The organism is Amycolatopsis deserti (genome assembly GCF_014653945.1).
In the GTDB taxonomy this organism is placed as follows: domain Bacteria; phylum Actinomycetota; class Actinomycetes; order Mycobacteriales; family Pseudonocardiaceae; genus Amycolatopsis_E; species Amycolatopsis_E deserti.
This window is the reverse complement of sequence record NZ_BNAU01000006.1, coordinates 22,456-47,370: the sequence shown is the minus strand read 5'-3', so window position 1 is coordinate 47,370 and position 24,915 is coordinate 22,456. Positions and strand designations below refer to the sequence as shown.

At 71.5% G+C, this 24,915-nt stretch carries 27 protein-coding genes and 1 pseudogene; 20 read left to right on the top strand and 8 right to left on the bottom strand.

Annotated elements, in window-relative coordinates:
* Positions 1-140: 140 nt before the first annotated feature.
* The 5 genes from IE290_RS24085 (at position 141) to IE290_RS24065 (ending at position 5,161) form a co-directional block, all read left to right on the top strand.
* Positions 141-1,577, top strand: a complete 1,437-nt coding sequence (locus tag IE290_RS24085; RefSeq protein WP_191246971.1) for a sigma-70 family RNA polymerase sigma factor — start codon at positions 141-143, stop codon at positions 1,575-1,577.
* 85 nt (positions 1,578-1,662) lie between these two features.
* Positions 1,663-2,103, top strand: a complete 441-nt coding sequence (locus tag IE290_RS24080) for a DUF983 domain-containing protein (RefSeq protein WP_191246970.1) — start codon at positions 1,663-1,665, stop codon at positions 2,101-2,103.
* A gap of 2 nt (positions 2,104-2,105) precedes the next feature.
* On the top strand, positions 2,106-2,957 hold the full coding sequence (locus tag IE290_RS24075; RefSeq protein ID WP_191246969.1) for an Fpg/Nei family DNA glycosylase: 852 nt from the start codon (positions 2,106-2,108) through the stop codon (positions 2,955-2,957).
* A gap of 78 nt (positions 2,958-3,035) precedes the next feature.
* The gene (locus IE290_RS24070) at positions 3,036-4,319 is read left to right on the top strand and encodes a sensor histidine kinase (RefSeq protein ID WP_191247406.1); all 1,284 of its coding nucleotides are present in this window, start codon (positions 3,036-3,038) and stop codon (positions 4,317-4,319) included.
* Positions 4,316-5,161 (top strand): S49 family peptidase, encoded by an 846-nt coding sequence (locus tag IE290_RS24065; RefSeq protein WP_191246968.1) that lies wholly within the window; start codon positions 4,316-4,318, stop codon positions 5,159-5,161. Before IE290_RS24070 ends, IE290_RS24065 begins: the two co-directional genes overlap by 4 nt.
* A gap of 76 nt (positions 5,162-5,237) precedes the next feature.
* Here IE290_RS24065 and IE290_RS37980 read toward each other — a convergent pair whose 3' ends face one another.
* Positions 5,238-5,450, bottom strand: a complete 213-nt coding sequence (locus IE290_RS37980; protein ID WP_229874682.1) for a hypothetical protein — start codon at positions 5,448-5,450, stop codon at positions 5,238-5,240.
* Between the two features lie 221 nt (positions 5,451-5,671).
* Here IE290_RS37980 and IE290_RS24055 point away from each other — a divergent pair, with 221 nt between their 5' ends.
* The 7 genes from IE290_RS24055 (at position 5,672) to IE290_RS24025 (ending at position 12,536) form a co-directional block, all read left to right on the top strand.
* Entirely contained in the window at positions 5,672-6,493 is an 822-nt protein-coding gene (locus IE290_RS24055; protein ID WP_191246967.1) for a LytR/AlgR family response regulator transcription factor, read from the top strand.
* Positions 6,490-6,987 carry a hypothetical protein gene (locus IE290_RS24050; protein WP_191246966.1) on the top strand — a complete coding sequence of 166 codons (498 nt, stop codon included), beginning with the start codon at positions 6,490-6,492 and terminating at the stop codon, positions 6,985-6,987. The genes IE290_RS24055 and IE290_RS24050 overlap by 4 nt, the downstream gene beginning before the upstream one ends.
* A 43-nt stretch (positions 6,988-7,030) precedes the next feature.
* Positions 7,031-8,812, top strand: a complete 1,782-nt coding sequence (locus tag IE290_RS24045) for a sodium/solute symporter (RefSeq protein ID WP_191246965.1) — start codon at positions 7,031-7,033, stop codon at positions 8,810-8,812.
* 404 nt (positions 8,813-9,216) lie between these two features.
* Positions 9,217-9,567: a DUF485 domain-containing protein gene (locus IE290_RS24040; protein ID WP_191246964.1), complete on the top strand. Its 351-nt coding sequence runs from the start codon at positions 9,217-9,219 to the stop codon at positions 9,565-9,567.
* Positions 9,564-11,174, top strand: coding sequence for a monocarboxylic acid transporter (locus IE290_RS24035; RefSeq protein WP_191246963.1), 1,611 nt, complete (start codon positions 9,564-9,566; stop codon positions 11,172-11,174). The genes IE290_RS24040 and IE290_RS24035 overlap by 4 nt, the downstream gene beginning before the upstream one ends.
* Before the next feature lie 85 nt (positions 11,175-11,259).
* Positions 11,260-11,610 (top strand): rhodanese-like domain-containing protein, encoded by a 351-nt coding sequence (locus IE290_RS24030; RefSeq protein ID WP_191246962.1) that lies wholly within the window; start codon positions 11,260-11,262, stop codon positions 11,608-11,610.
* Positions 11,611-11,663: 53 nt separating this feature from the next.
* Complete coding sequence (locus tag IE290_RS24025; protein ID WP_191246961.1) at positions 11,664-12,536, top strand: DUF4328 domain-containing protein; 873 nt, start codon at positions 11,664-11,666, stop codon at positions 12,534-12,536.
* On the opposite strand, the gene IE290_RS24020 is transcribed toward IE290_RS24025, so the two are convergent.
* Positions 12,533-13,687, bottom strand: coding sequence for a cytochrome P450 (locus IE290_RS24020; RefSeq protein ID WP_191246960.1), 1,155 nt, complete (start codon positions 13,685-13,687; stop codon positions 12,533-12,535). The two genes, IE290_RS24025 and IE290_RS24020, sit on opposite strands and share 4 nt — an antisense overlap.
* A gap of 77 nt (positions 13,688-13,764) precedes the next feature.
* Between IE290_RS24020 and IE290_RS24015 the strand changes: the two genes are divergently transcribed.
* The 4 genes from IE290_RS24015 to IE290_RS24000 all read left to right on the top strand — a co-directional run bounded on the left by IE290_RS24015 (position 13,765) and on the right by IE290_RS24000 (position 16,463).
* Positions 13,765-14,640, top strand: coding sequence for a DUF5926 family protein (locus tag IE290_RS24015; protein ID WP_191246959.1), 876 nt, complete (start codon positions 13,765-13,767; stop codon positions 14,638-14,640).
* Positions 14,640-14,990 (top strand): DUF952 domain-containing protein, encoded by a 351-nt coding sequence (locus IE290_RS24010; protein ID WP_191246958.1) that lies wholly within the window; start codon positions 14,640-14,642, stop codon positions 14,988-14,990. The genes IE290_RS24015 and IE290_RS24010 overlap by 1 nt, the downstream gene beginning before the upstream one ends.
* 157 nt (positions 14,991-15,147) lie before the next feature.
* A complete protein-coding gene (locus IE290_RS24005; protein ID WP_191246957.1) occupies positions 15,148-15,651 on the top strand; it encodes a SigE family RNA polymerase sigma factor in 504 nt (167 codons plus the stop codon).
* Positions 15,648-16,463: a hypothetical protein gene (locus IE290_RS24000; RefSeq protein WP_191246956.1), complete on the top strand. Its 816-nt coding sequence runs from the start codon at positions 15,648-15,650 to the stop codon at positions 16,461-16,463. Before IE290_RS24005 ends, IE290_RS24000 begins: the two co-directional genes overlap by 4 nt.
* A 58-nt stretch (positions 16,464-16,521) precedes the next feature.
* Here the strand turns inward: IE290_RS24000 and IE290_RS23995 are convergent, their stop codons facing one another.
* From IE290_RS23995 to IE290_RS23985, 3 genes are all read right to left on the bottom strand, one after another.
* Complete coding sequence (locus IE290_RS23995) at positions 16,522-17,070, bottom strand: ferritin (RefSeq protein WP_308431373.1); 549 nt, start codon at positions 17,068-17,070, stop codon at positions 16,522-16,524.
* Positions 17,071-17,200: 130 nt separating this feature from the next.
* Positions 17,201-18,388, bottom strand: a complete 1,188-nt coding sequence (locus tag IE290_RS23990; RefSeq protein WP_191247404.1) for an arginine deiminase — start codon at positions 18,386-18,388, stop codon at positions 17,201-17,203.
* Positions 18,389-18,425: 37 nt separating this feature from the next.
* Positions 18,426-19,190, bottom strand: a complete 765-nt coding sequence (locus tag IE290_RS23985; protein ID WP_191246955.1) for a CPBP family intramembrane glutamic endopeptidase — start codon at positions 19,188-19,190, stop codon at positions 18,426-18,428.
* A 60-nt stretch (positions 19,191-19,250) separates the two neighbouring features.
* On the opposite strand from IE290_RS23985, the gene IE290_RS23980 reads away from it, so the two are divergent.
* Entirely contained in the window at positions 19,251-19,709 is a 459-nt protein-coding gene (locus IE290_RS23980) for a PPOX class F420-dependent oxidoreductase (RefSeq protein WP_191246954.1), read from the top strand.
* Here the strand turns inward: IE290_RS23980 and IE290_RS23975 are convergent.
* Positions 19,706-20,497 carry a DUF2470 domain-containing protein gene (locus tag IE290_RS23975; protein WP_191246953.1) on the bottom strand — a complete coding sequence of 264 codons (792 nt, stop codon included), beginning with the start codon at positions 20,495-20,497 and terminating at the stop codon, positions 19,706-19,708. The genes IE290_RS23980 and IE290_RS23975 overlap by 4 nt on opposite strands.
* 91 nt (positions 20,498-20,588) lie before the next feature.
* On the opposite strand from IE290_RS23975, the gene IE290_RS23970 reads away from it, so the two are divergent.
* The 3 genes from IE290_RS23970 (at position 20,589) to IE290_RS23960 (ending at position 23,188) form a co-directional block, all read left to right on the top strand.
* On the top strand, positions 20,589-21,629 hold the full coding sequence (locus tag IE290_RS23970; RefSeq protein WP_191246952.1) for a hypothetical protein: 1,041 nt from the start codon (positions 20,589-20,591) through the stop codon (positions 21,627-21,629).
* Between the two features lie 69 nt (positions 21,630-21,698).
* Positions 21,699-22,553, top strand: a complete 855-nt coding sequence (locus IE290_RS23965) for a hypothetical protein (RefSeq protein WP_268246398.1) — start codon at positions 21,699-21,701, stop codon at positions 22,551-22,553.
* Positions 22,553-23,188 carry a helix-turn-helix domain-containing protein gene (locus IE290_RS23960; RefSeq protein ID WP_191246951.1) on the top strand — a complete coding sequence of 212 codons (636 nt, stop codon included), beginning with the start codon at positions 22,553-22,555 and terminating at the stop codon, positions 23,186-23,188. The genes IE290_RS23965 and IE290_RS23960 overlap by 1 nt, the downstream gene beginning before the upstream one ends.
* A gap of 58 nt (positions 23,189-23,246) precedes the next feature.
* Here IE290_RS23960 and IE290_RS23955 read toward each other — a convergent pair whose 3' ends face one another.
* Both IE290_RS23955 and IE290_RS23950 read right to left on the bottom strand, forming a co-directional pair.
* Positions 23,247-23,834, bottom strand: a complete 588-nt coding sequence (locus IE290_RS23955; RefSeq protein WP_191247402.1) for a TMEM165/GDT1 family protein — start codon at positions 23,832-23,834, stop codon at positions 23,247-23,249.
* Positions 23,835-23,944: 110 nt separating this feature from the next.
* Positions 23,945-24,718 (bottom strand): annotated as a pseudogene (locus IE290_RS23950) (NmrA family NAD(P)-binding protein); the annotation flags it as partial.
* Positions 24,719-24,915: the final 197 nt, after the last annotated feature.

The window sequence follows — 24,915 nt, the reverse complement described above, 5'->3', positions numbered from 1 at the left end:
GGCCGGAGGTGTGTGTCGCCCTGTCGGAGGGAACCTGGTCACTCCGGGAGTACAAGGGGTGACGGCGAGCGTTTCGCTCCGTATGGTGTCTCCATTCAACCGAACGGGTTAGTCCCGCGGGGGAGGAGGTGGCTGGCCGCATGACGGACGACGCGGCGGTGCCGGAACAGCGCACGGCATCGGAGGACGAGCAGGCTCTGTTGAGCAGGCTCCGCTCCGGTGAGGATGCCGCGTTCCGCGAGCTGTTCGAGCTGCACGCTTCCGCCGTCCGCAGGCTGGCCCGGAGTCTGGCCGCCGATTCGTCCGAGGCGGAGGACATCACGGCCGAGACGTTCTTCCGCGTGTTGCAGGCGTTGCGCCGCGGGAACGGCCCGAAGGAGCACATCCGCGCGTACCTGTTGACGGTGGCGCGCCGGGTGTCGTGGGAGTGGCACGGCGCGCGCCGCGATGTGCCGGTCACCGATGACGAGCTGACCCACCGCGCGGGGGCGGGCGCCGACGCGCACGCGCGCACCGCGGAGCACAGCCTGATCACCACGGCGTTCACGAGTCTGCCGGAGCGGTGGCGGACGGTGTTGTGGCAGACCGAGGTGGAGGGTGAGCAGCCGGCGGTGGTGGCGCCGCACTTCGGGTTGAGCGCGAACGCGACGGCGGCGCTGGCGCGGCGGGCCCGGCAGGGTCTGCGTGCCGCCTACCTGCAGGCGCACCTGGCGATGAACCGGACTTCCGACGTCAGCTGCCGCGGGGTGATCGAGAAGCTCGGCGGGTACACCGCGGGCAGTGTCACGGGTGCGGAGGCGCGGCGGATCCGCGGTCACCTGCTGGGGTGCGCGTCCTGCCGGGCGATGCACGCCGAGCTGCGGGACGTGTGTTCGTCGCTGCGGGCGCACGCCGGTGCGGTGGCGATGCTGGTGCCGGCGACGGCGGCCGTGGCGGGCGGGGCGGCGAGCGGTGGCGGGGTGCTGACCACGCTGAAGACGATGCTGGTGTCGAAGCTGAAGATCGGCGTCGCGCTGGCTTCGACGACGGCCGCGGGTGTGGTCGGGTTCGCGGTGGGCCCGGCGATGGTCGACGAGTCGCATCCGATGGGCCTGCCCGAGCAGGGCGGGGTCGAGTTGCGGATCGCCGATCCGGAGTCGCGGCTGAGCCCGCCGCCGCAGGTGCTGATCGCGCCGGACGAGGTCACGCTGCCCTATCCGGGCGCGCCGGTGACGCACACGGCCGTCGACAAGCCCCGGTCCGAGGCGCCGGTCGAGCCGACGAAGGCCGCCGTTCCGCCCGCGCGACAGCAGTCGCGCACGGCGGACGGGACGGGCGCGGTCGGTGGCCGGTCGGATCCGGTCGAGCCGACCGGGTCCTCGTCCAGCGGCAGCGCGCGGGACGACCTGCCGACCACGGACGCGACCCCGTACTCGTCCGAGGATTCGCCGACGCGCGACAAGCCGGGCAAGGGCTGGGGCCGGGACAAGGACAAGCCGACGCAGGCCGAGCACGGGCCGCCGTCGTGGGCGTCGCCGTGGTGGCTGCGAGGGTCCGGCGAGGATCGGGCGCCCTCCGGCCAGGGGTCATCCAAGTAGTCGATCTCTGTCCGCGTCTCGCGCGGCGGCCCGCGGCCACGCTACGGTTGGGCGGGCGTACGACCGTAGCGGGAGGCAGCGAACAATGAACCGCGTGGTGCGGGGAGGCGACGGCCGCGAGTGGGTCGTCCGGGCGCAGATGGAATGGCGCCGCCCGGCAACCGCCGAGGACTTCGAGCGCGACATCTCCGGCAGCTACACCTCGGGCATCGCGATGCTCGCCGTGTGCGTCCTGCTGGCCGTCATCCTCGTCGCCTGGCTGCCCGACACCGTGGTGGTGCCGCCGTGGGTGATCTACGGTCTGCTGCTGATCGCGGTGTTCTTCCCGCTGCGGTGGGTGCTGAACCGGCCGTGGACGGTCGTCGCGGAGACCGACGGCGGCGTCACCGGCGATCCGCCGCCGGAGCGCTGGGTCGGGATCATCTCCGGCATGTTCCGCGTGCGCAGCGAGCTGACCAGACTCGCGAAGACCATCCAGCGGGAGGCGGGCCCGGACTTCGAGGGCCCGCTGCGGCCGATGGAGTAGCGATGCCGGAGTTGCCCGAGGTCGAAGCGCTGGCCTACCACCTGCGGGAACACGCGGTGGGGCGGCTGGTCAGCCGTGTCGACGTGGCGTCGCTGGCCGTGCTGAAGACGTTCGACCCGCCCTACACCGACCTGCACGGTCGTGAGGTGACCGGGGCCGGCCGGTTCGGCAAGCACCTCGACCTCGACTGCGACGGCCTGCACCTGGTGGTGCACCTGGCGCGCGCGGGCTGGCTGCGCTGGGCGGACAACCTCTCGCCGACGCCGCCGAAGCCGGGCAAGGGGCCGATCGCGCTGCGGGTCCACTTCGGAGACCGCGGCTTCGACCTGACCGAGGCGGGCACGAAGAAGGGCCTGGCGGTGTGGGTCGTGCGGGACCCGCGGGAGGTGCCCAGCATCGCCCGGCTCGGCCCGGACGCCCTGTCACTCCACCGGGATTCGCTGGCGGAGCTGTTGGCAGGCCGCACCGAGCGGCTCAAGTGGGTGCTGACCGACCAGTCGGTGATCGCCGGGATCGGCAACGCCTACTCCGACGAGATCCTGCACGCCGCGCGGCTGTCCCCGTTCGCGACGGCGGGCAAGCTGTCCGACGACGCGCTGGACCGGCTCGCCCAGGCGGTGCACGAGATCCTGACCAGCGCGGTGGAGCGCTCGGTGGGCCAGGACGCGGCCCGCCTCAAGGGCGAGAAGCGGTCCGGCCTGCGGGTGCACGCCCGGACCGGCCTGCCGTGCCCGGTGTGCGGGGACACGGTGCGTGAGGTGTCGTTCGCCGACAAGTCGTTCCAGTACTGCCCCACCTGCCAGACTGGTGGCAAGCCGCTGGCGGACCGTCGCCTGTCGCGCCTGCTCAAGTAGCCCGTCACCCCGCAGGGTGGCGAAGTCTGCACAGAAAGTGCGTTGAAGAGCTTGCACGCGGCGTCACGAGCGCAGAGCATTGACGCCGTGTCCGGTCTGCCGATCTCGCAAATCATCCCGTGGAGCGTGGCGGGTGTTCTGCTGATCGTCCTGATCGTGGTCCTGGCGCGGACGCGCAAGCCGAGCAGCTCGATCGAGGACGCGGTGCTCGAGGCCGTCTACCACATGTCCCGCGCGACCCCGGACCTCCGCGAGGGCTTCGACCAGGCCAGCGCCGATCGCATCACCTCGCAGCTGCTCGAACTGCTCAAGTGCGTCGCCGTCGGCATCACCGACAACGAGGGCACGCTGGTTTCCTGGGACGGCGAGGCCAACGACCACTACCTCGACCTGAGCAGCGCGGTGATGCTGTCGATCCGCAAGGCCCGCCGCGAGGTCGTCTCGCACGACGACGTCCCGTGCGACCACCGCGGCACCTGCAAGATGAAGACCGCGGTGATCGTGCCGCTGCTGGTCGAGGACGAGGTCGAGGCCGCGCTCATCGTGGTCGGCCGCAGCTCCGGCAAGCGGCTGATCCAGATGGCCGACGCGGTCGCGCAGTTCGTCACCACCCAGTTCGAGCTGGCCCGCTTCGAGGAGTCCAAGCACCAGCTGCAGCAGGCCGAGATCAAGGCGCTGCGCGCGCAGATCTCGCCGCACTTCATCTACAACGCGCTCAACACCATCTCCGCGCTGATCCGCACCGACCCGGAGGAGGCGCGCGAGCTGCTGCAGGAGTTCGCCGACTTCACGCGGTACTCGTTCCGCACCTCCGGCATGTTCACCACGCTGGCCGACGAGCTGCGCAACATCGACCGCTACCTGACCATCGAGCGCGCCCGCTTCGGCGGCCGTCTCGAGGTGCGCCTGAAGATCGCGCCCGAGGTGCTGTCGGTCGTGGTGCCGTTCCTGATCATCCAGCCGCTCGTGGAGAACGCCGTGCAGCACGGGCTGGCGAACAAGCCGACCGGCGGCATGGTCACGGTGACCGCGTCCGACTACGGCACCGAGGCGCTGATCAGCGTCGAGGACGACGGCATCGGCATGGACCCGGCGCGGCTGGCGGACCTGCGCAACTCGCACCGCACCGGCGCGCACGTGGGGCTGGGCAACATCAACGCCCGCATGCGGCAGCTGTTCGGCGACGAGTACGCGCTGATGGTCGAGACCGCCCCGGGTGCCGGGATGAAGGTGACGCTGCGGGTGCCGAAGTTCGCGCCCGGCGTGCGCACCGACCTGCCGGACTACGCGGACGCCCCGCCCGAGCCGGCCCGCAACGGCCGTCTGCACAAATCCGAAGGAGTCCGTAACCTGGCGCCATGACCAGCGTGACGGACAGGCTGAGCAGCAGGATCTCGCGCATCGGCGACCGGGGCGACCGCAAGGACGTGGTGGCCGTCGTCAAGCTGCACGGGGTGATCACCCCGACGCCCTCGCCGCTCGCGCGCGGCACGATCAACCTCGCGGCCGTCGAGTCGGCGCTGACCCGCGCGTTCGACCACGACCGGCTCAAGGCGGTCGCGCTGCAGATCAACTCGCCGGGCGGCGCGCCGACGCAGTCCGGCCTGGTCGCCGAGCGGATCCGCCAGCTCGCGGCCAGGAAGCCGGGCGTGCCGGTGATCGCGTTCTGCGAGGACGTCGCCGCCTCCGGCGGCTACTGGCTGGCCTGCGCGGCGGACGAGATCTACGCGCACCGCACGTCGATGGTCGGCTCGATCGGGGTGATCAGCGGCGGGTTCGGGTTCACCGGGCTGCTGGAGCGCTTCGGCATCGAGCGGCGCGTGCACACCGCCGGCGAGAACAAGAAGCGGCTCGACCCGTTCGCCCCGGAGAAGCCCGAGGACGTCGAGTGGCTGAAGAAGATGCACAGCCAGCTGCACGAGATGTTCGTGGACTGGGTGAAGGAACGCCGCGGCGACCGGCTCGCCGACACCGAGGAGCTGTTCACCGGCGACGTCTGGCTCGGCGCGAAGGCGGTCGAGCTGGGCCTGGTCGACGGGATCGGCAACCTGCGGGAGGTCGTCGAGCAGCGCTGGCCGGACGCCGAGATCACGATCGCCGAGCCGAAGAAGCCGCTGCTGGCCCGGCTGGGAATCGGCGCACCGGCGGCCGCGCTCCTGGAGGCGGTGGAACGCCGCGCGGCGTGGGCCCGCTACGGCCTCTGACCCTCGAGCTCGGCGGCCGATGACCGCAGCTCGGCGGTGACGTCGGCCGCGGAGGGGACGCGCTCGGGTCCACCAGCTACCGCAGCATCAGCCCGGCCATCAACGCCAGCGGCACCGAACCGCCGAGCCCGCGCGGACGACTCGGTGACCGCTGCGCCTGGACCACGGCCTCCGGCTGCGCCACCCACAGCGCGCGGTGGGTCGTGAAGCTGTCGATCAGCGCCGGCGTGGGAAGCGCGTCCCGAGATCCGAGTTGGTAGCCGATGGCGGCGTGGCTGATCCCGGCCACGATGTCGCGGACTGTCGTGCGGGCCCCGGCCGCGTTGATATCCGGTACCGCTCTGGCCTGGTACCTGGCAAGCCCATCTCAGCGAGCACGTCGAACGCGGCGCCGCGGAAGCGGTCCTGCGTCGCCGAGAACCAGGACAAGGGCCGGCACGCGGTGGCGGTGCGTAGCCGCCACGCACTAGCCCTGAAGCGGTATGGACATCGCGGGCGCCACTAGGCAGGATGCGAGTCACTGTGAGTGCGCAACAAGACACCAGACTGCTCGTCCTGGCCGTGGACGACGAGCCGCACGGGTTGAACCTCCTGGTCGACACCCTGCGGAACAACCCCCACATCGGCCGCGTCTTCACCGCGGTCGACGCCTCCGAGGCGCTGCGCGTGCTGGCCTCGGACGATCCGGAGGTGCGCGAGCGCAAGGAGCGGGGCCTGCCGCCGATCGACGCGGTGTTCGCCGACCTCCAGATGCCCGGCCTGTCCGGCATGGAGATGGCGCGCGTGTTCTCCGCGATGAGCCCCGCGCCGGTGCTGGTGTTCGTCACCGGGCACGCGCACGAGGCCGTCAACGCGTTCGACCTGGGCGCCGTGGACTACCTGCTCAAGCCGTGCAACCAGCACCGGCTGGACCGGGCCGTCGAGCGGGTGCTGGAGAAGCTGAAGACGGTGGCCCCGCCCGGGCCGGGTGCGGCCGCGCCCGCCGCGGCGGACGACGACGAGGTGATCCCGGTCGAGCTCGCCGGGACCACGAAGCTCGTGCCGCGCTCGTCGGTGCGCTGGGTCGAGGCGCAGGGCGACTACGCGCGCCTGTTCACCAAGGACGGCAACAGCCACCTGGTCCGCATCCCGCTGACCCAGCTCGAGGAGCGGTGGGAGAAGGCCGGGTTCGTGCGCATCCACCGGTCGTTCCTGGTCGCGCTGAACCTGATCACCGAGCTGCGCATGGGGCAGGGCGGCTACCAGGTCGTGATCGGCAACGAGGAGAAGCTGCTCCCGGTCTCCCGGCGGCACACCCGTGAGCTCAAGGACCGACTCACGGGTGGTCGATGACCGAGGACTTCTACCGTCGCGTCGACGGGGTGCGGGAACCGGACCCGACGCTGGGCAAGAACTACCAGCCGGCGTCGGTGGAGCCGGTGTCGCCCGCGCCGCCGCCCGAGGCGCCACCGGAACCGGCGAAACCGCCGAAGCGTCAGCGGGTGGTGCTGGCCGATCCGCGGTCCCGGCGCGCGACGCCGACGCTGCGCGCGCGTCTGGAGCTGGAGCAGCAGACCAGCTGGGGTGAGCTGCTGATCCGCGACCTGGTCAAGCACCAGCTGCGCACCGCGATCGGCCTGAGCGCGCTGGTGCTGGTGCTGCTCGGCGCGCTTCCACTGGCCTTCTACCTGTGGCCGGGCTTCGCGGCGCTGCGCGTGGTCGGCGTGCCGCTGGCGTGGCTGCTGTTGGGGCTGCTGCCGTTCCCGTTGCTGCTGCTCGCGGGCCTGGCCTACAACCGGCTGGCCGAGCGGCACGAGCGGGACTTCGTGGACATGATCGAGTCGTGACCGGCCTTCGGGACCGGACCCGCAGCAGGGGACAATCCGGATCGTGCACCTGAACCCGTGGGCGCTGAGCGGCATCGCGACCGTCGCCGGACTGACCTTCTACCTCGGTCACCGCTCGTCCCGGTTCGCCAACACCACGCACGACTTCCTGGTCGCGCGCCGCACGGTCCGCTCGCGCCGCAACGCCGCCGCCATCTCCGGTGAGTACCTGTCGGCCGCGTCGTTCCTGGGCATCGCGGGGATCATCCTCAAGGACGGCGCCGACGGGCTGTGGTTCCCGATCGGCTTCACCGCCGGCTACCTCGCGCTGATGCTGTTCGTCGCCGCGCCGCTGCGCCGCTCGGGTGCCTACACGCTGCCGGACTTCCTGGAGGCGCGGCTCGGTTCGGTCGCGCTGCGCCGGTGCGGGACGTTCTTCGTGGTGCTCATCGGGATCCTCTACATGGTCCCGCAGCTGCAGGGCGCCGGGCTGGCGCTCACGACGGTGCTGGACGCGCCGGCCTGGGTCGGCGCGGTGACGGTGAGCGTCCTGGTCGGCGTCAACGTGATCGCGGGCGGGATGCGCGCGATCACCGTGGTGCAGGCGTTCCAGTACTGGCTCAAGCTGTTCGCGATCGCGGTGCCGGCGTTCGTGTTGTGCGCGGTGTTCCTGGCCGGCGGCAAGCCGGGCCCGGCCGGTTCGCTCGGCTCGCCGGCGCCGCCGGTGTTCGCGTCGGCGACCACCGTGGACATCCGCACCGACGTCGCCTTCGAGGTCGGCACGCTGACGCAGGTGCAGATCCGGTACCCCGGCGAACCGGTCCCGCACGACGAGATCTGGCTGCGGGGCTCGACGCAGGAGCTGCCGCGGGGCAGCCAGGTGTGGTTCGCGGCGGGCACCCCGGTGCCGACGGTGAGCGACGCGCAGGTCACCAACTCCGACTGGCTGCGGCCGGGGTCCGAGGGGCTGCGGGACCTGCTGCAGACGTACTCGCTGATCTTCGCGACGTTCCTCGGCACCATGGGCCTGCCGCACGTGCTGGTCCGCTTCTACACCAACCCGGACGGCCGGGCGGCGCGCCGGACCACGGTGCACGTCCTGCTGCTGTGCGGGCTGTTCTACCTGTTCCCGACGATCCTCGGGGCGCTGTCCCGGATGTACGTGCCGGAGCTGCTGGTGACCGGCCAGACCGACGCCGCCGTGCTGCGGCTGCCGTCGGCGATGGTGCCGGGGGTGGCCGGGCAGGTGCTCGGCGCGGTCGTGCTGGCCGGGGCGTTCGCGGCGTTCCTGTCCACGTCGTCGGGGTTGCTGGTGAGCCTGGCGGGTGTGGTGTCGACGGACCTGTCGAAGGGCCGCGTGCTGGATTTCCGGATCGCCGCCGGGGTGGTCGGGCTGGTGCCGCTGGCGCTGGCGCTGTTCCTGCGGCCCAACGACCTGTCGCTGAGCGTCGGGATGTCGTTCGCGCTGGCCGCGTCGACGTTCTCGCCGTTGCTGCTGCTCGGCGTGTGGTGGCGCGGGCTGACCTGGCCGGGCGCGATGGCGGGGATGGTCATCGGCGGTGGGCTGGTGCTGGGCGCGCTGGGGGTGGACATGGCCAGCCGGTTCACCGGGGACTGGGCGCCGTGGTTCACCGACCAGCCCGCGCTGATCACGGTGCCGGTCACGTTCGCGGTGACGATCCTGGTGAGCCTGGCGACGCCGAACGGCAAGCCGGCGGATGTGAACGCGGTGATGCTGCGCCTGCACGCCCCCGACCGACTCGGCTTCATGCGGGACCGCGCGGTGGCGCGCTTCGGACAGGCTGAGGAGCGAACCCGCATGGGGCGGGGCCGGCACCGCAAGTAGGCGGTTGGATGGCCGCGCCGGGCCGGACATCAGGGCTCGGGTCTGGTGCCGCTTCGACTCACGGGCGCGCGCCCGCATCACCCCGCCGCCTCCACACCGCCGGCAACACCGTTCAAGCGACTTCCAGCCGTCAACCGGCCCGGACGCTCCGTGACCCCACTTCTCACCCGCAAGAGTTTCACTCGCTTGGCGGTTTCGTTTACCGTCGGTTGACCCTTTGGCGAATCTTTGCCGTTTGGTGATTCGTCAAATGGACATACCTACGTCAAACCGGCGTAAGATCGTCAACTCTCCGTAAGATCATTCACTCAAAAGGATTAACAACAACTCTCACGTTTCACGGCAAGATCTACCCGCATCACACGAGCGGAAGAGGTAGAGACCATGGAAAGGGAGGTTGTCCCGTGAGCACCAGCGACCAGGACCTCGTCGACGAGACGGGTCCGGGTGACAACTGGCAGAAGGTGCAGGCGAGCCCCGAGTTCGCCGAGCTCCGCAAGAGGTTGCGGACCTTCGTCTTCCCGATGACCGTCCTCTTCCTCGTCTGGTACCTCGTCTACGTCCTGCTCGCCGACTACGCCCACGGCTTCATGTCGACGAAGCTGATCGGCAACTTCAACGTCGGCCTGCTCATCGGCCTGCTGCAGTTCGTGTCGACGTTCCTCATCACCGGGCTCTACGTGCGGTACGCCAACCGCAAGCTGGACCCGATCGCCGACAGGCTCCGCGGTGAGATCGAAGGAGACGCGCAGTGAGCACCCTCGCGCAGGGCGTCAAGGGCAGCAACCCGACGCTCAACATCATCATCTTCGCGATCTTCGTCGCGATCACCCTGGTGATCGTGTTCCGCGCCAGCCGCAACACGAAGACCGCCTCCGACTACTACGCGGCCGGCCGCTCGTTCACCGGCCCGCAGAACGGCATCGCGATCTCGGGCGACTACCTGTCCGCGGCGTCGTTCCTCGGCATCGCCGGCGCGATCGCGGTGAACGGCTACGACGGGTTCCTCTACTCCATCGGGTTCCTCGTCGCGTGGCTGGTCGCGCTGCTGCTGGTCGCCGAACTGCTGCGCAACACCGGCAAGTTCACCCTCGGCGACGTCGTCGCGTTCCGGATGCGGCAGCGGCCGATCCGCGCGGCGGCCGCGGTGTCCACGCTCGCGGTGTCGTTCTTCTACCTGCTCGCGCAGATGGCCGGCGCCGGCGGCCTGGTCAACCTGCTCCTCGGTATCAAGAGCGACTGGGGTCAGAACGCGGTCATCGCGATCGTCGGCGTCCTGATGATCGTCTACGTGCTGATCGGCGGCATGAAGGGCACCACCTGGGTGCAGATCATCAAGGCGGTGCTGCTGATCCTCGGCGCGCTGGCGATGACGCTGTGGGTGCTGGGCAAGTTCGGCTTCAACTTCTCGCACCTGCTGCAGGGCGCCGTCGAGAACGGCGGGAAGACAGGTGAAGCGCTGCTCAACCCCGGCAAGCAGTACGGCAAGACCGGCACCAGCAAGCTGGACTTCCTGTCGCTGGGCATCGCGCTGGTGCTGGGCACCGCGGGCCTGCCGCACGTGCTGATGCGCTTCTACACGGTGCCCACCGCGAAGGACGCGCGGAAGTCGGTCGTCTGGGCGATCGTGCTGATCGGCATCTTCTACCTGTTCACCCTGGTGCTGGGCTACGGTGCCGGTGCGCTGGTGGGGCCGCAGACGATCAGTTCGGCGCCGGGCACGACCAACTCGGCGGCGCCGCTGCTGGCGCTCGAACTCGGCGGGCCGGTCCTGCTCGGGTTCATCTCCGCGGTCGCCTTCGCGACGATCCTCGCGGTGGTGGCCGGCCTGACGATCACGGCGTCGGCGTCGTTCGCGCACGACGTGTACGCCAACGTGATCAAGAAGGGTCAGGTGGACAGCAAGCAGGCCGAGGTGCGGGTCGCCCGGATCACCGCCCTGGTGATCGGTGCGCTCGCGATCGTCGGCGGCATCCTGGCGAAGAACCAGAACGTGGCCTTCCTGGTCGCGCTGGCCTTCGCGGTGGCGGCCTCGGCGAACCTGCCGACCCTGCTGTACTCGCTGTTCTGGAAGCGGTTCAACACCCAGGGCGCGCTGTGGAGCATGTACGGCGGCCTGATCGTCTGCATCGTGCTGATCGTCTTCTCGCCCGCGGTGTCCGGCGGGCCGAAGCCGATGATCAAGGGTGTGGACTTCCACTGGTTCCCGCTGGAGAACCCGGGCCTGGTGTCCATCCCGGCGTCGTTCCTGCTCGGCTTCCTCGGCACCATCCTGTCGAAGGAGCACAACGAGAAGAAGTACGCCGAGATGGAGGTCCGGTCGCTGACCGGTGCGCACGCCGAGAAGGCGACCGTGCACTGACCTGACCGGCGAAAGGGCCACCTCCGATGCCCGGAGGTGGCCCTTTTCGGGTTCACGTGCAGTTGATGGGTGCGCGTGTCAGTATGTGAACGTGCAACCAGGTGACATCCCGACCGCGTCCGTCTCCGAACTCCCCACGGACGGGCTGGTGTTGCTGGACGTGCGCGAGCAGGACGAGTGGGACGCCGGCCACGCCCCGGGCGCGGTCCACATCCCGCTCGGCGAGCTGCCCGCGCGCACCGACGAACTGGCTCAGCTGCCCGACGACCAGCCGCTCTACGTGGTGTGCCGCACCGGTGGCCGCTCCGCCCGGGCCGCGGCCTGGCTCAACGCCAGCGGGTGGGACGCGATCAACGTGGCCGGCGGCATGAAGTCCTGGGAGACCGAGGGGCGCCCGGTCGTCGGCGAGCACGACGGTCCACCCGAGGTCCTGTAGGTCCCATGCACCCGTCCCCGCGGCCCTACCGAGCGCGACCCCGCGTCCGCTGGGTGGCGAGCCCTCCGCCGGGTGCGATCCGTCCCCGGCCGGTGCGCGCCGCCGAGCGCTACGACGGCCCGCCGTCCTACCACGTGCCGCCGCGCTGGGGCTTCCCGCACCTGGCCTGGCGGGTGCCGACGGCGGTGCCCGGCACGCCGTCCGGCTACCCGAGCCCGGTCGAGCGCGTGCGGGTGCTGCACCGCAATGCGGTCACGATCCTGTGGTTCCTCGCCGGGCTCGCGGTGGTGGCGGCGGGGGCCGAGTTCTGGCGCTACGCGTTGCTGGTGATGAGCCGCACGACGGCCCTGCACGCGGCGACCGTGGCGTTCTCCGACGCGCTGGAGATCATCGCGTCGCTGCTGACCGTGGTGTTCGGGTTGATCGCCATCGGGGCGACGCTGTGGTGGCTGCTGGTCGCCCGCAGCGCCGCCGCGGAGGCCGCCGGCCAGGAACCGGCCCGCTCGACGCGCGAGGTCGTGGCCGGGGTTCTGGTGCCGGGCGTGAACCTGGTGATGGCCGGTTCCATCCTCGCCGAGCTGGAGCACCTGGTGCTGGGCCGCGCCCCGGACCGCCGTCCCCGCCCGTCGCGGATGGTGCTGGCCTGGTGGGCGGCCTGGGTGGTCAACGAGGTGCTGATGGTGCTCGTCATCTGGTGGCGCTTCAAGGACGGCGTCCAGGCGATGGCGGACGGCGTGCTGCTGACCGGGCTGCTGAACACCTCGGCCGCGGCGCTGGCCGGGCTGACCGCGGTGCTGGTCTACCGCCTGACGACGCTGCTGGCCCCGGTCCGCGCTGACCGGTTGCGCCCGCTGCAGGTGCGCTCGGTGAAGGGCGCCCCGGCGCCGGAGCTGCGCACGGCGCGCCCCGCGGGCGCGGCTCGCTAGACCGTCACCGGCAGGTTCTTCAGCCCGCGGATCACGAACTCCGGCCGCCGCTCTGGTTCGGCCACCAGGCGCAGGCCGGGCAGCCGCGTGGTCAACGCTGCCAGCGCGGCGGCGATCTCGATCCGGGCCAGCGGCGCGCCGATGCAGTAGTGGATCCCCGCGCCGAAGCCCAGGTGCGTGCCCTCGGTGCGGCCGACGTCCAGCGTGTCCGGGTCGGCGAACACCTCCGGGTCGCGCGCGGCCGCACCCAGCAGCGCGGCGATCTTCTCGCCCTTCGCCACCCGGAAGCCGGCGATCTCGACATCCTCGGTCGCGGTGCGCTCGAACAGCTGCAGCGGCGCGTCGAAGCGGATCAGCTCCTCCACCGCGGTCGGCATCAGCTCCGGGTCGTCGACCAGGCGCTGCCACTGGTCCGGGTGCCGCAGCAGGGCCCACACGCCGTTGCCGATCACGTTGACCGTCGCCTCGTGGCCGGCCATCAGCAGCAGCACCGCGGTGGCGACCACCTCGTCCTCGGTCAACTCGGCGTTCAGCAAGTCCGTGATCAGGTCCTCGCCCGGCTCCCGGCGCCGCCGTCCGGCCAGTTCCCGCAGGAACTCGACGAACTCGGTCGCCGCGCGCTCGGCCGCCACCCGGCCCTCCTCGGGCAGCCCGTACTCGTACATCTTCACGATCGCGTTCGACCACGGCACCAGCCGCGGCCGGTCGGCCTCCGGCACGTCGAGCAGCTCGGAGATCACCGCGACCGGCAGCGGTTGCGCGAGCGCCTCCAGCAGGTCACCCGAGCCGGCCGCGGCGAGCTTCGCCACCAGGTCGTCCGCCAGCTTCATCACCGTCGGCCGCAGCCGCTCCACGTGCCCGCGCCCGAACGCCGACGAGATCGACCGGCGCAGCCGCGTGTGCACCGGCGGTTCGTTCTCCAGCAGCGAGTTGCGGTGCAGCAGGTTGAACGACACGAACTGCTCGGCCGGGCTCGCGTCGGTCCAGATCCGGCCCAGCCCGCGGTGGCGCAGCACGGCCGACGCGGCCGCGTGGGACACCGCGATCGCCAGGCCCAGCCCGTCGTGCCGGTGCACCGGCGCCTGCGCGCGCAGGCGGGCGAACTCCGGGTAGGGGTCGGCGAGGAAGGCGGGGTCACGGGGATCGAACACGACCCGAGCCTAATCCCCCGATCCGGCGGGCCGTGCCCGGTTCGGTAGCGTCTGCGGCCTGTAGTCGAGGAGGCGAGATGGGCAAGGGCGCGCGCAAGCGGGGTCCGAAGAAGGACAAGGCACCGAAGATCCGCGACGTGTTCGTGGGGCAGCCGTTCGAGGGGCTGGCCGCCGAGCCGGAGCTGATCGCGCTGCGCGAGTTCGTGCCGTCGGCCACCGCGCCGCTGTCCCTTGTGGACGCCGGGGACCGGAAGATCACGCTGGCGACCGTGCTGCCGATGGCCGCGGCCGCTTTCGTGCGCACCGACGGCGAGGTGTTCGTCGGCCTCCAGGTGCAGACCCGCTCCAGCGACGTGAGCCGCGACCTGGGCCGCGCGATCCGCTGGGCGCTGACGGCCGAGCCGGGCGACGTGCTGCCGGTGCCGGACACCACCAGCCCGCCCGCCGAGGGCGAGCGCCTGCAGGACCTGCTGGTGGCCGACGCCGAGCTGGACGTCACCCTGCACTCGAACTTCGACTGGTGGCTGCCCGAGGACACCGACCCCAGCGGCGAGGTCAAGGTGTCGCTGGAGCGCGCCAACGAGGCGATCATGCCGACCGAGCGGCTGGGCACCGGCTCGTACTGGGTGCTCGCCGGGGAGAAGGCGCACCTGCGCTGGGTCCGCCCGGAGCCGGAGGGTCGCCTGATGCAAGCGCTTGCGCGGCTGTCCGCGGCCGGTGAGCTGTCGCTCGGCGAGGGCTCCCGCTACGCGGGGTCGTTCCGCGCGCACGGCCTGCTGGTGCCGGTCTGGGACCTGGACCCGGAGGCGCACGCCCGCGAGTGGGTCGAGCCGGCCGAGCAGCTGGGCGCGCGCCTGGACGAGGCCCTCAAGTCGGTGGACGCCGAGCCGCTGACCGCCGCCGAGCGTCGCGCCCGCGACGGCCTGGTCGGACGGCAGCTGACGCTCCGCTAGTGATCCTGCACCTCTGTGCGGCCGCCGAGTGGACGGGCGCGGACTACCGCGCCCCGTCCCTGGACACCGTGGGCTTCATCCACTGTTCCGATCCGGGCACGGTGGCGATCCCGGCGAACGCGCTCTACGCCGGCCGCACGGACCTGGTGCTGCTGGAAATCGACCCGGCCCGCCTGGACGTCCCGCTGCGCTGGGAAGCGGGCGATCCTCCGCATCCGGACGGCATCCTCTTCCCGCACGTCTACGGGCCCATCCGCGCCGAGGCCGTGGTGGCCGTGCACCCGTTCCCGCCGGGCCCGGACGGGACCTTCGAGCTGCCCGGGAGCCTCGCGCAACGAGACCCCCGCTGAGACGTCCCCCCCGGAGAGCGCCGGACAACCGGAGGGGGCCGTCATGCGTGGACTCGGCGAAGGGGCAAGACGCACGGACGAGGGAGGCGATACGGTGACCTCGGCCGCGACGGCCATCGCCTGGGGAGGCGGCCGCGCGGCGGGGAGGGGGTCAGCGGTGAGCGAGGAGCTGGCGGACTTCGGCGAGTTCGTCCAGGCGAGCCTGCCCGGTCTGCTCCGCTACGGCCACGCGCTCACCGGTAATCCGCACGACGCCGCCGACCTGGTGCAGACCGTGCTGGAGAAGATCGGTTCCCGCTGGACCCACGTGCAACGCAAGGCGGCCGACCCGCTGGCCTACGTCCGGCGCGCGATGGCGAACGCGCACATCAGCCGCTGGCGGCGCCTCAAGCGGGAGAGCCTGGTCGCCGACCTGCCCGAGCAGCGCACCGCCGAACCGGTGGACCCGTTCGAGCACGAGCCGCTGTGGCAGGCCCTGCGCGAGCTGCCGCCGCGCCAGCGCGCGGTCATCGTGCTCCGCTACTACGAGGGCCTGTCCGAGGCCGAGATCGCGTCCTCGCTGGGCGTCAGCACGGGCACGGTGAAGAGCCAGGCCAGCAAGGCGATCTCGACGCTGCGGAGCAAGATCGGCTCGATCTCCGGAGGGAGGGACGACTGGTGAACCCCGACGACGAGCTCGGTGACGAGCTGCGGCGGCTGTTCGACGACGACCGGCTGGCGATCACGCCTGTCCCGGGAGCCGAGAGCACCATCGTCCGCGGCGCCCGCCGTCGTCGTCGCCGCCGCACCGCCGTGGCCGCCTCCGGGGGCGTCCTCACCGCCGCTCTGCTGGTCACCCTGGGTCTCGCGGCCGCACGCCAGGATCCCGGCGTGCACCAGGCCGCCCGTCCCACCACCAGCGTCCCGGCCGCGACCTCGGAAGCTCCCGGACCGGTCGTGGTGCCGCCGTCGTTCCCCGAGTTGCCCACGCAGCCGCCCCCGCCGGTGCCGACCACCACCGCGACACCCGCGCCGCCCCCGGCCGGCACCACCCGCACCTCGTCGCCGAGCAGCAGCCGCCCGAGTGCCCGCCCGGAGCCGGCCACCGGCGTCGTCCTCGGCCCCAGCGGCTACCGGCAGTTGCGGCTCGGGATGAGCTTCGACGAGGCCAAGGCCACCGGAATGCTCGACGACGCGGACACCGCGCCCACCGAATGCACCACCTACCGGCTCGCCGAAGGCGCGGCGAACATCGCGTCGGTGACCATTTCGCCGTCCGGTGGAGTGTTGGTGTTCGCGGCGACCGGCGCGCGCACTCCGGAAAACGCCGGCACCGGGTCCACGGTCGCGGAACTGAGGAATGCCTATCCTGATTTGACGGCCGGTGCGGGCAATTACAGCGCCGCCACCGGATCGGGTGCCAGCTACACGTTCTACGTCGATTCCACCGACACGGTCGTGAACTGGGAACTGGTCGCCGCGCCGGGCTGCTGACAGCGCAGAGCCCGGGCCGATCGGCCCGGGCTCTGGTGCGCTCCGCGGTATGGCGGTCCTACAGGGCGCCACCGGCGACCGGCGGCATGTCCGAGGCGCCGTCGTCGCCGACGGCCTCGCGGGCCAGCCAGGTCTCCACCTCGAACATGTTGCCGTTGGCGCGCTTGACCACGTTGAGCAGCGTGGACATCTGCGACACCTCCTCGACCTGTTCCTTGAGGAACCACTGGAGGAACTGCTCGCCCTGGTAGTCGTCCTCGGCGCGGGCGGCCTTCATCAGGGTGTGGAAGTCGGCCGTGACCTCCTTCTCCTGCTCCAGCGCCAGCTCGACCAGTTCGACGGGCTCGGCGAAGTCGTTGCGGACCTCACGGGTCGGCGGGATGTCCACGTGGTGGTCGGTGTCGATCATGTACCGCACGAGCGCGAGCGCGTGGTTGCGCTCCTCCACCGCCTGGCGGTAGAAGTGCTTGGCCAGCTGGGGCAGGTCCGCGTTGTCGAACCAGACCGCCAGCGCCACGTACTGCTGGGAAGCGTGGAACTCGTTCTGCACCTGCTGCTGCAGGAGTTCGTAGAACTTGGAGCGCGGTTCTTTCTTCAGCATCGCCATGACTCAAGAATAGGCCATTTCGCTGATCGTCAACCATTCGGACCTGGTGATTCCTCTTTCGTTTGGGTAGGCTTACCGAGATTAGGAAGTGCTTATTTAGGACGTACTAATTCAGCTTAGCCTTTCCTAATTACCCGATCGGGTCACGCACGACGGGGCACGACATGCAGCGCGGCCCGCCGCGGCCGGAGCCCAGCTCGGAACCGGCGATGGCCAGCACCTCGATGCCGGCGTCCGCCAGCCGCGCGTTGGTCTCCACGTTGCGCTCGTAGCCCACCACCACGCCCGGCGCGAGCGCCAGCGTGTTGTTGCCGTCGTCCCACTGCTCGCGTTCCGCGGTCACCGGGTCGAGGCCGGTGTCGATCACGCGCAGCTTCTCGATACCCATCGCCTCGGCCGCGGCGTGCAGGAACGGCTGCGGGCCGTCCACACGCAGCGAGCCGTCACCGTCCGGGCGCAGCGTGAACGCCACCAGCTCGTCGCGCGCCAGCGGGTACATCACCACCGCGTCCGGCGCGACCATCGTGCAGACGGTGTCCAGGTGCATGGTGGCGCGGGCCTGCGCGATCGGCACCGCGAGCACGGTGTGGGCGATGTCGTCGGCGAACAGCGAGCGCGCCAGCGACTCCGCACCCGCGGCCGTCGTGCGCTCGCCGATGCCGACGGCCAGCACGCCCGGCGCGAGCAGCAGCACGTCCCCGCCCTCGACGGGGGCGGAGTGGGCGCCGTACGCGCGCGAGGCGTGGGAGAACCGCGGGTGGTAGGCGTAGACGAGGTCGAGCAGCGCGGTCTCGCGGCGCCTGGCCGGCATCGCCAGCGACGAGATCGCCACCCGGTCGGCGATCCACACCGACGAGTCGCGGGTGAACAGCAGGTTCGGCAGCGGGTCGACCGCGAAGTCGTGCGGGTGGTGGATCTTGCGGACCAGCGACGCGCCCTCGGCGGCGGGCAGCTCCTCGAAGGTCAGGCCGGCCATCAGGACCTCGGTCAGCGTCGCGGCGTCCACACCGGACAGGTGCGAGCGCAGCGCGTCCCCCAGATCCTCGCCTAGCCGCCGGTCGTCGACCGCGGCGTGCACCCCGGCGGCGTGCGCGCGTGGATCGGCCAGCGCCTCCCGCAGCACCTCGGCCAGCAGCAGCACCTCGACCCCGCGGCCGCGCAGGACCTCGGCGAACGCGTCGTGCTCCTCCTGGGCGCGGCCGACCCACGGGATCGAGTCGAATAGCAGCTTGTCGTTGTTGCGCGGGGTGAGCCTCGTGAGCTCGTTGCCCGGCCGGTGGAGCAGCACGGCGCGCAGCGGGCCGACCTCGCTGTCCACCCGGGGGGATTCGTTGGTCACGCGCTGAGCGTAGTGCTCAGGGAAGCCAGCTGACGTGTCCGCGGAGCAGCGAGTACCCGACGAACGAGACGACGTCGAGCAGCGTGTGCGCGACGACCAGCGGCACCAGCCGGTTGGTCCGCTGCCACACGCGACCGAACACCAGTCCCATGACGAAGTTGCCGACGAACCCGCCGAAGCCCTGGTAGAGGTGGTAGGACCCGCGCAGCACGGCGGCGGCGACCAGCGCCGTGTTCTCGCGCCAGGCCAGCTGCCGCAGCCGGGTCAGCAGGTAGCCGACGACCAGCACTTCCTCGGCGAAGGCGTTGCCGAAGGCGGACAGCGTCAGCGCGATCGGGCGCCACCACGTGTCGTTCAGCCGGGACGGGACGACCGCGAGGTTGAACCCGAGCTTCCAGCCGACGAAGTACAGCACCAGCCCCGGAACGCCGATCAACGCGGCCAGCCCGGCGCCCCACAGCACGTCCCGGCCCGGGCGGTCGCGGTCCAGGCCCACCTCGGCCAGCTTCATCCCGCCGCGCCACAGCAGGTACGCGCCGAGCGCGCCCCAGCCGACGAGCTGCACCGCCGACAGCAGCTGGGCGAGCAGGTCCAGCAGGTCGGCCGCGCGCTGCGGGACGTTCAGCGCGACGTGCTGATCGGACAGCGGTTCCGGCTGCAGGAGCGAGTCGATCAGCGACAGCAGGCTGCGTGCGCCGGACAGGCCCAGGGTGATCGAGAAGACGACGACCAGCTCGATCTTCAGCCGCCGTGCCGTGTCAGCGTCCACCGGTTCGGGCATCGCGGGACGTTCGGGGCGGAGCCAGGAGCTGAGCACGTCCGCACGCTACCGTCTGGTGACATGGCCAAGATTGCGACCGCTGACCGCGTGGACCGCGCCGAGCTGCTGGAGTTCCTCCGGCCCCGGCACCGCGCCATCCTGATGACCACCCGCGCCGACGGCACCCCGCAGCTGTCCCCGGTCACCGCCGGGATCGACCCGGAGGGCCGATTCGTCGTGGCGACCTACCCGCAGCGCGCCAAGACCCGCAACGCCCGCCGCACCCCGGCCGTGTCGGCGTGCGTGATCTCCGACGACTGGAACGGGCCGTGGGTGCAGTTCGACGGCCGGGCCGAGGTGCTCGACGTGCCCGAGGCCGTCGAGCCGCTGGTGGAGTACTTCCGGTCGATCTCCGGGGAGCACCCGGACTGGGACGAGTACCGCCAGGCGATGGTCAAGCAGAACAAGAGCCTCATCCGCGTGACGATCGAGCGGTGGGGCCCGATCGCCACCGGTGGTTTTCCGCCCGAGCTGGGCTAGGGCTGGACGCGTATCTGGTTCTTCGCCAGGAACGGGCAGCCGACCAGCCGGCGCAGCTCGATGCTCAGCTGCGCGGGGCTGTGCACCGGCTTGGCGAAGGCCAGGCGCACGTCGTGGTCGCCGTCGCCGGATTCGACCCGCAGCCGCAGGCCGAACTGGTCGAGGCCGAGCGGGCGGATCCGGCCGCCGCGCAGTTCCTCCGGGATGTGCCGGGCGAGCTGACCGACCACGTCGGGGTGATCGCTTTCCAGGTGCCGCAGCCAGCCGGATTCGTAGCCGGCGAACGGGTCCGCGGCGGCGGCGTTGAACATGTGCGGGCGCAGCGAGTGGGTGCCTTCCGCATCGGCGAGGACGAGCGAGGCGGGCGTGAGCCGCAGCAGGCTCAGGCCGTGGCCGAGGTCCAGCAGGCGCGGATCGGGCCGCGCCTCCGCGATCGACACCGCCCGCGCGCGGGCCGCCTCCGGGCTGAGGTGCCGCAGCCAGCCGGTGATCCACAGCAGCCCGCGGACGGGTTCCCGCAGGTCGACCGGTGCGTGGTCGGCGAGTTCGAACACCACGGCCAGCTCGCCGCGGTCCGCCGCGCGGGTGCGGGCCAGCAGCGGGTGGTCGTCCGGCAGCAGGACGCTGACGCTGCCGCTGGGGTGGACGTGGTGCAGCTCGGGCACCACGCGGTCGCTGCCGGCCGGGTCGCCCGCGGTGGGCAGCAGCGCGCCCGGGCCGTTCCGCACGGCGATGGTCTTCGCGCGCTCGGCGGGGCTGGGTGCGGGCGGACGTCGGATCTCGGTCACTGGCCACCTCCTACTTAGGTGGCCTAACCTGAGTGATCGGGGAAGGGAAGTGGATCGGTAACACGATTGGTGGCTTGATCGACTCGGAGGTGTGGACTCCACCCAGCAACGCGTGCTCGCCTACGAGCCGCACCCCGGCGAACCGGCCGCGACGGACTCACTCGAAGTCGAGATCATCCAGAAGCAGCGCAGCCGCCTGATCAACTCGATGGTCGTCTACGTGGTGGCGGCCGGGCTGCTGCTGGCACTGGACACCGACCCGGCTTCGGCCGCCTTCGCGGCGTTCCTCGCGGTGGCCACCGTGTACCAGTCGTGGCTGCTGTTCTTCCGGGTGCTGCCGGGCCGCAAGCTGCTCGCGTACCCGTCCGTCCTGCTCACCCCCGGTCCGGGACAGTTGCTGGTGGCCGGGTCGAAGGTCAGCGTCGTGCTGCCCGGGCCCGAGCCGCGCTGGCTGGTCGTGCGGTTGCCGGAGTCGAAGCGGATCCTGCTGGCCGGCCTCCGGCGCGTGTACTTCATCGGCCCGGATCCGCGCGGCCGCGTGCTGGTCGCTCTGCCGGGCGGGATCAACGGGCGGTTCGGCCGGATCACGACCGAGCCCGCGCCGGGCTCGGTGGAACCACCCGTGCCGCCGCGGGCGATGGTGGCCGCCCTGCGGGACCCGGTGGTGACGACGTTCCTGCGTGAGGTCTGGCGGCGGTCGTGGGGGATGGCGGGGTTCTTCGTGCTGCTCGCGGCCGTGCTCTGGACGGTGAACCTGACCTACTTCGACCTGCCGTACGTGAGCACTTTCGTGACCGTGCTGGCCGTGCTCTACGCCGTGCTGGGCCTGATGATGCCGGTGCGCACGGCGACGCTGTCCACGGCGGTGAAGGAACAGCCGTGGCAGGAACTCCACGCGACGCTGGACACCGAGATCACGCCGGGCGCCTCGGGTGGCACGGGCAAGGCGGAGGGCCGGGTGATGCTCGCCGACGGCACGGCCCGCGTGCTGTTCCAGCGTGTGCCGCTCGACCTGCTGGTCAACGTGCGCGACACGCAGCGGCTGTGGGTGCTCGGCACGCCCGAGCGGGGCAGGAAAGCCGTGGCCGGCCTGCCCGGGTATCCCGTTCTCGGGTTGGTGAACCTGCGGTGAACTGTCCGGGGGGCGTACGCGTTTGTCCGGTTCCCGTACGCTACTAGCGTGTCCCATGTGTCAAGCGCTGTGGAACTCACGCCCCCCGGCCCCCGCGGAATTCCGCCCCTCTTCGCGCGGCTCGTAGACGACTCGGCGCTCTTCCCGCCCGGCACGGCCACCATGCCGGACGCGCTGCGGAACTACCTGGACGGCCGCGAGGGCGACCACGCGGGCCTGCTGGGCGTCTTCCTGTGCCAGGCGTCCCGCCTGCCGGAGCTGATCACCGAGCTGATCAAGATCAAGCCGAAGCAGCCGTTGCCGCTGTCGCTGATCATCGACACCGGTCTGGGCGGCGTGCCGAAGGCGATCTCGATCGTCGAGTCCCGCAGCGAGCTGCTGTCGCTGCGCATGGTCGAGATGCCGGCGCCGTCCGACGTCGACGAGGTGTGGCTGGAGCGCGTCTCGGAGTTCGTCCCCGAGGACGTGATCCGCGTGGTCGAGCCGCGCCGCGGCGTGGGCTGGCTGGACGGCGTGCGGCGCGTGATCGAGCACGGCAGCTGGCCCAAGATCCGCTGCGGCGGCCAGTCCAGCGAGAACTTCCCCAGCATCGACGAGGTCGCCGACTTCCTCGCGGTCGTGTCCGGCTCGCCCGGCGCCTCCTTCAAGGCGACCAACAGCCTGCACCGCGCGGTCCGGCACGACGACCCGGACAACAACATCACCCACCACGGCTTCCTGAACCTGCTCGTCGCGGTGGCGCGCAGCCTCTCCGGCGGCGACGTCCGCGGCGCGCTCGCCTCCACCGACGGCGAGGCCCTCGCCGCGGAGGCGAAGTCGCTGTCCGAACCGGCCGCGAAGGCCGTGCGCGCGCTCTTCGCGTCCTACGCCTGCGACAGCTTCGAGGCGCCGGTCGCCGACCTCGAGGCGCTCGGCCTGCTGTAGTGAGCGCCGAAGGCTCGCTGACCCTCGACCGCGGCCTGGCGTTGCTGCAGGCCGTGGCCGACGCCGACGGCGACGCGGCGACCATCTCCGAACTGGCCGCCGCGATCGGCGCCAGCCGCGCCGCGGTCTACCGGCTGCTGGTGCCGCTGTCCGCGCGTGGGCTGGTGTGGCGCGACGGCAGCAAGGTCAGGCTGGGCATCGGCGTGCTGCGGCTGGCCGGGCAGGTGGTGCCGCAACTGCGCGAAGCCGCGCGCCCGGCGCTGCGCGATCTGGCGGAGCGGGCCGGTGCGACCGCGCACCTGTCGATCGCCGAGGGTGACCTGGTCGAATCGGTGGTGACGGTCGAGCCGTCGTGGACCGACTTCCACGTGGCCTACCGGGTCGGCGCCCGCCACCCGATCGGTGTCGGCGCCGCGGGCAAGGCGCTGACGTTGCGTCGCGGCGGCCGGGGCTGGGCGGCGGTCACCGGCGAACCCCAGCGCGGCACCTCCGGCGTCGCCGCGCCGGTGCGTGGCGTGCCGGGCCTGCGGGCCGCCGTCGGGGTGATCGCGCTGGGCCCGCTCAACGCTGAAACCGTGGGCCCCCAGGTGGTCGAAGCCGCCGCCGCGGTGGCCGACGTGCTGCGCGGTTCCTGACGGGCGCCGCGGTACTCGGCGGCACCGATGTGCGGCCGGGTGTCTCGGCGGTGACCGCCTAGGCGAAGACCTGCACGACCGCCAGCAGGGCGAACGCCGCGAAGGCGAACCCGGCGATGCGCTGCAGCAGCTTCGGCTTGAGGCGGCCGCGCACCTTGTGCCCGATGAACACCGCGACCGACGCCACCGTGATCAGGGCGAGCAGCGAGCCGGCGCCGACCATCAGCGGGTTGCCGTACCGGGCGGTCAGCCCGGCGGTCGCCAGCTGGGACGCGTCGCCCCACTCGGCGGCGAACAGCACGCCGAACGACGTGGCCGCCGACCGCAGGAACGTCACCGGCTTCACGCCCTGGCGCGCCGCGTCCTCGCCGCTCTCGTCGGGCGTGGAGAAGCCCTCGCGCAGCAACAGGAACGCCCCGAGCCCGAACAACGCCGCGACGACCGCCGCGACCAGGCTGTCCGGCAACAGGGTGAGCGCGCGCCCGAACAGCACCGCGATGGTGGACTGCACGGCGAACGCGAGGGAAACGCCGACCAGGACCGGCCACGCGCGGAAGCGGGTGGTCAGCACGAGGGTGGCGATCATCGTCTTGTCCGGCAGCTCGACGGCCAGGACGAGCACGTACGCGCTCAGCAGCGCCAGCAGTGCGGTACTCACGGTGATTTCCACTCCCCTTTCACTGCAACGATAAAGGGGAGTGCGCGCAATTGCCAGCAGATCGGTTTCGCGAATTGCGGGTTTTCGGCTCGCCAGAATTAATTCTGGCGACGGCTCACAATTTTTTTCGCCGCTCCGAAAACGTCCTTGAGCTGGGCGGAACCGGTCCGCTCCAGCCACTGCGCGAAGGTCATCAGTCCAGGGTGCAGGGCCCGCAGCGCCGGGATGTCGATGGTCGGCTCGGGGTTGTTGTTGAGGATTTCGTAACCCCGGGCGAAGCGCGGATTGACCCGGCGCAACTCCTCGATGTCGAGCTGTTCGTAGGGCACGGTGACGCCGAGAGCCGCGCCGACGGCCGCGGCCACCTCGCCGGGGGTGAGCGCGTCGCCGGCCAGGGGCAGCGTGCGGCCGTCGAGCCGCCCCGCGAACCCGGCCGCGGCGAACGCGGCGATGTCGTCCAGCGCGATCAGCTGCTGCCGGACGTGCGGCGCGAGCGCGGTCCGCAGCGCGCCGTCGTGCAGGCCGAACAGCGGGTTCAGGTAGTTCTCCATGAACGACGACGGCCGCAGGATCGTGTACGACAGGCCGCTCGCCGCGAGGTGCTGCTCGATCTCCCACTTGGGCGGCTGGAAGACGTCCGCCGCGAGGGCCGAGCTGTAGACCAGGTGCCGCACGCCGGCCCGCCGGGCCGCGTCGACGACCAGCTTCCCGGCGCGGACCTCGTCCTGCCCGGGCGCGAGTGGACCCGGGTGCACGCTGAACACCCCGGACACGCCGGCCACGGCCGCGGCGATCGAATCCGGATCCGCCAGGTCGCCGCGCACCACCTCCGCCCCGGCCAGTCCCGCCGCCTTCGCCGGATCGCGGGTGAGCGCCCGGACCCGTCAGCCATCGGCCAGCAGCCGCCGCGCGACCGCCCCGCCCTGCTGTCCGGTGGCTCCGGTGACCAGTACCAGCTCGTTCATGCGTTCCTTCGATAAGCGGGGCGCACGCCCCGGTTAATCCGAAAGATACGGAACGAGCGCCCCGCTTGTCAAAGCTGTGTCGGGCACCGGGACCTTGGTCCCGG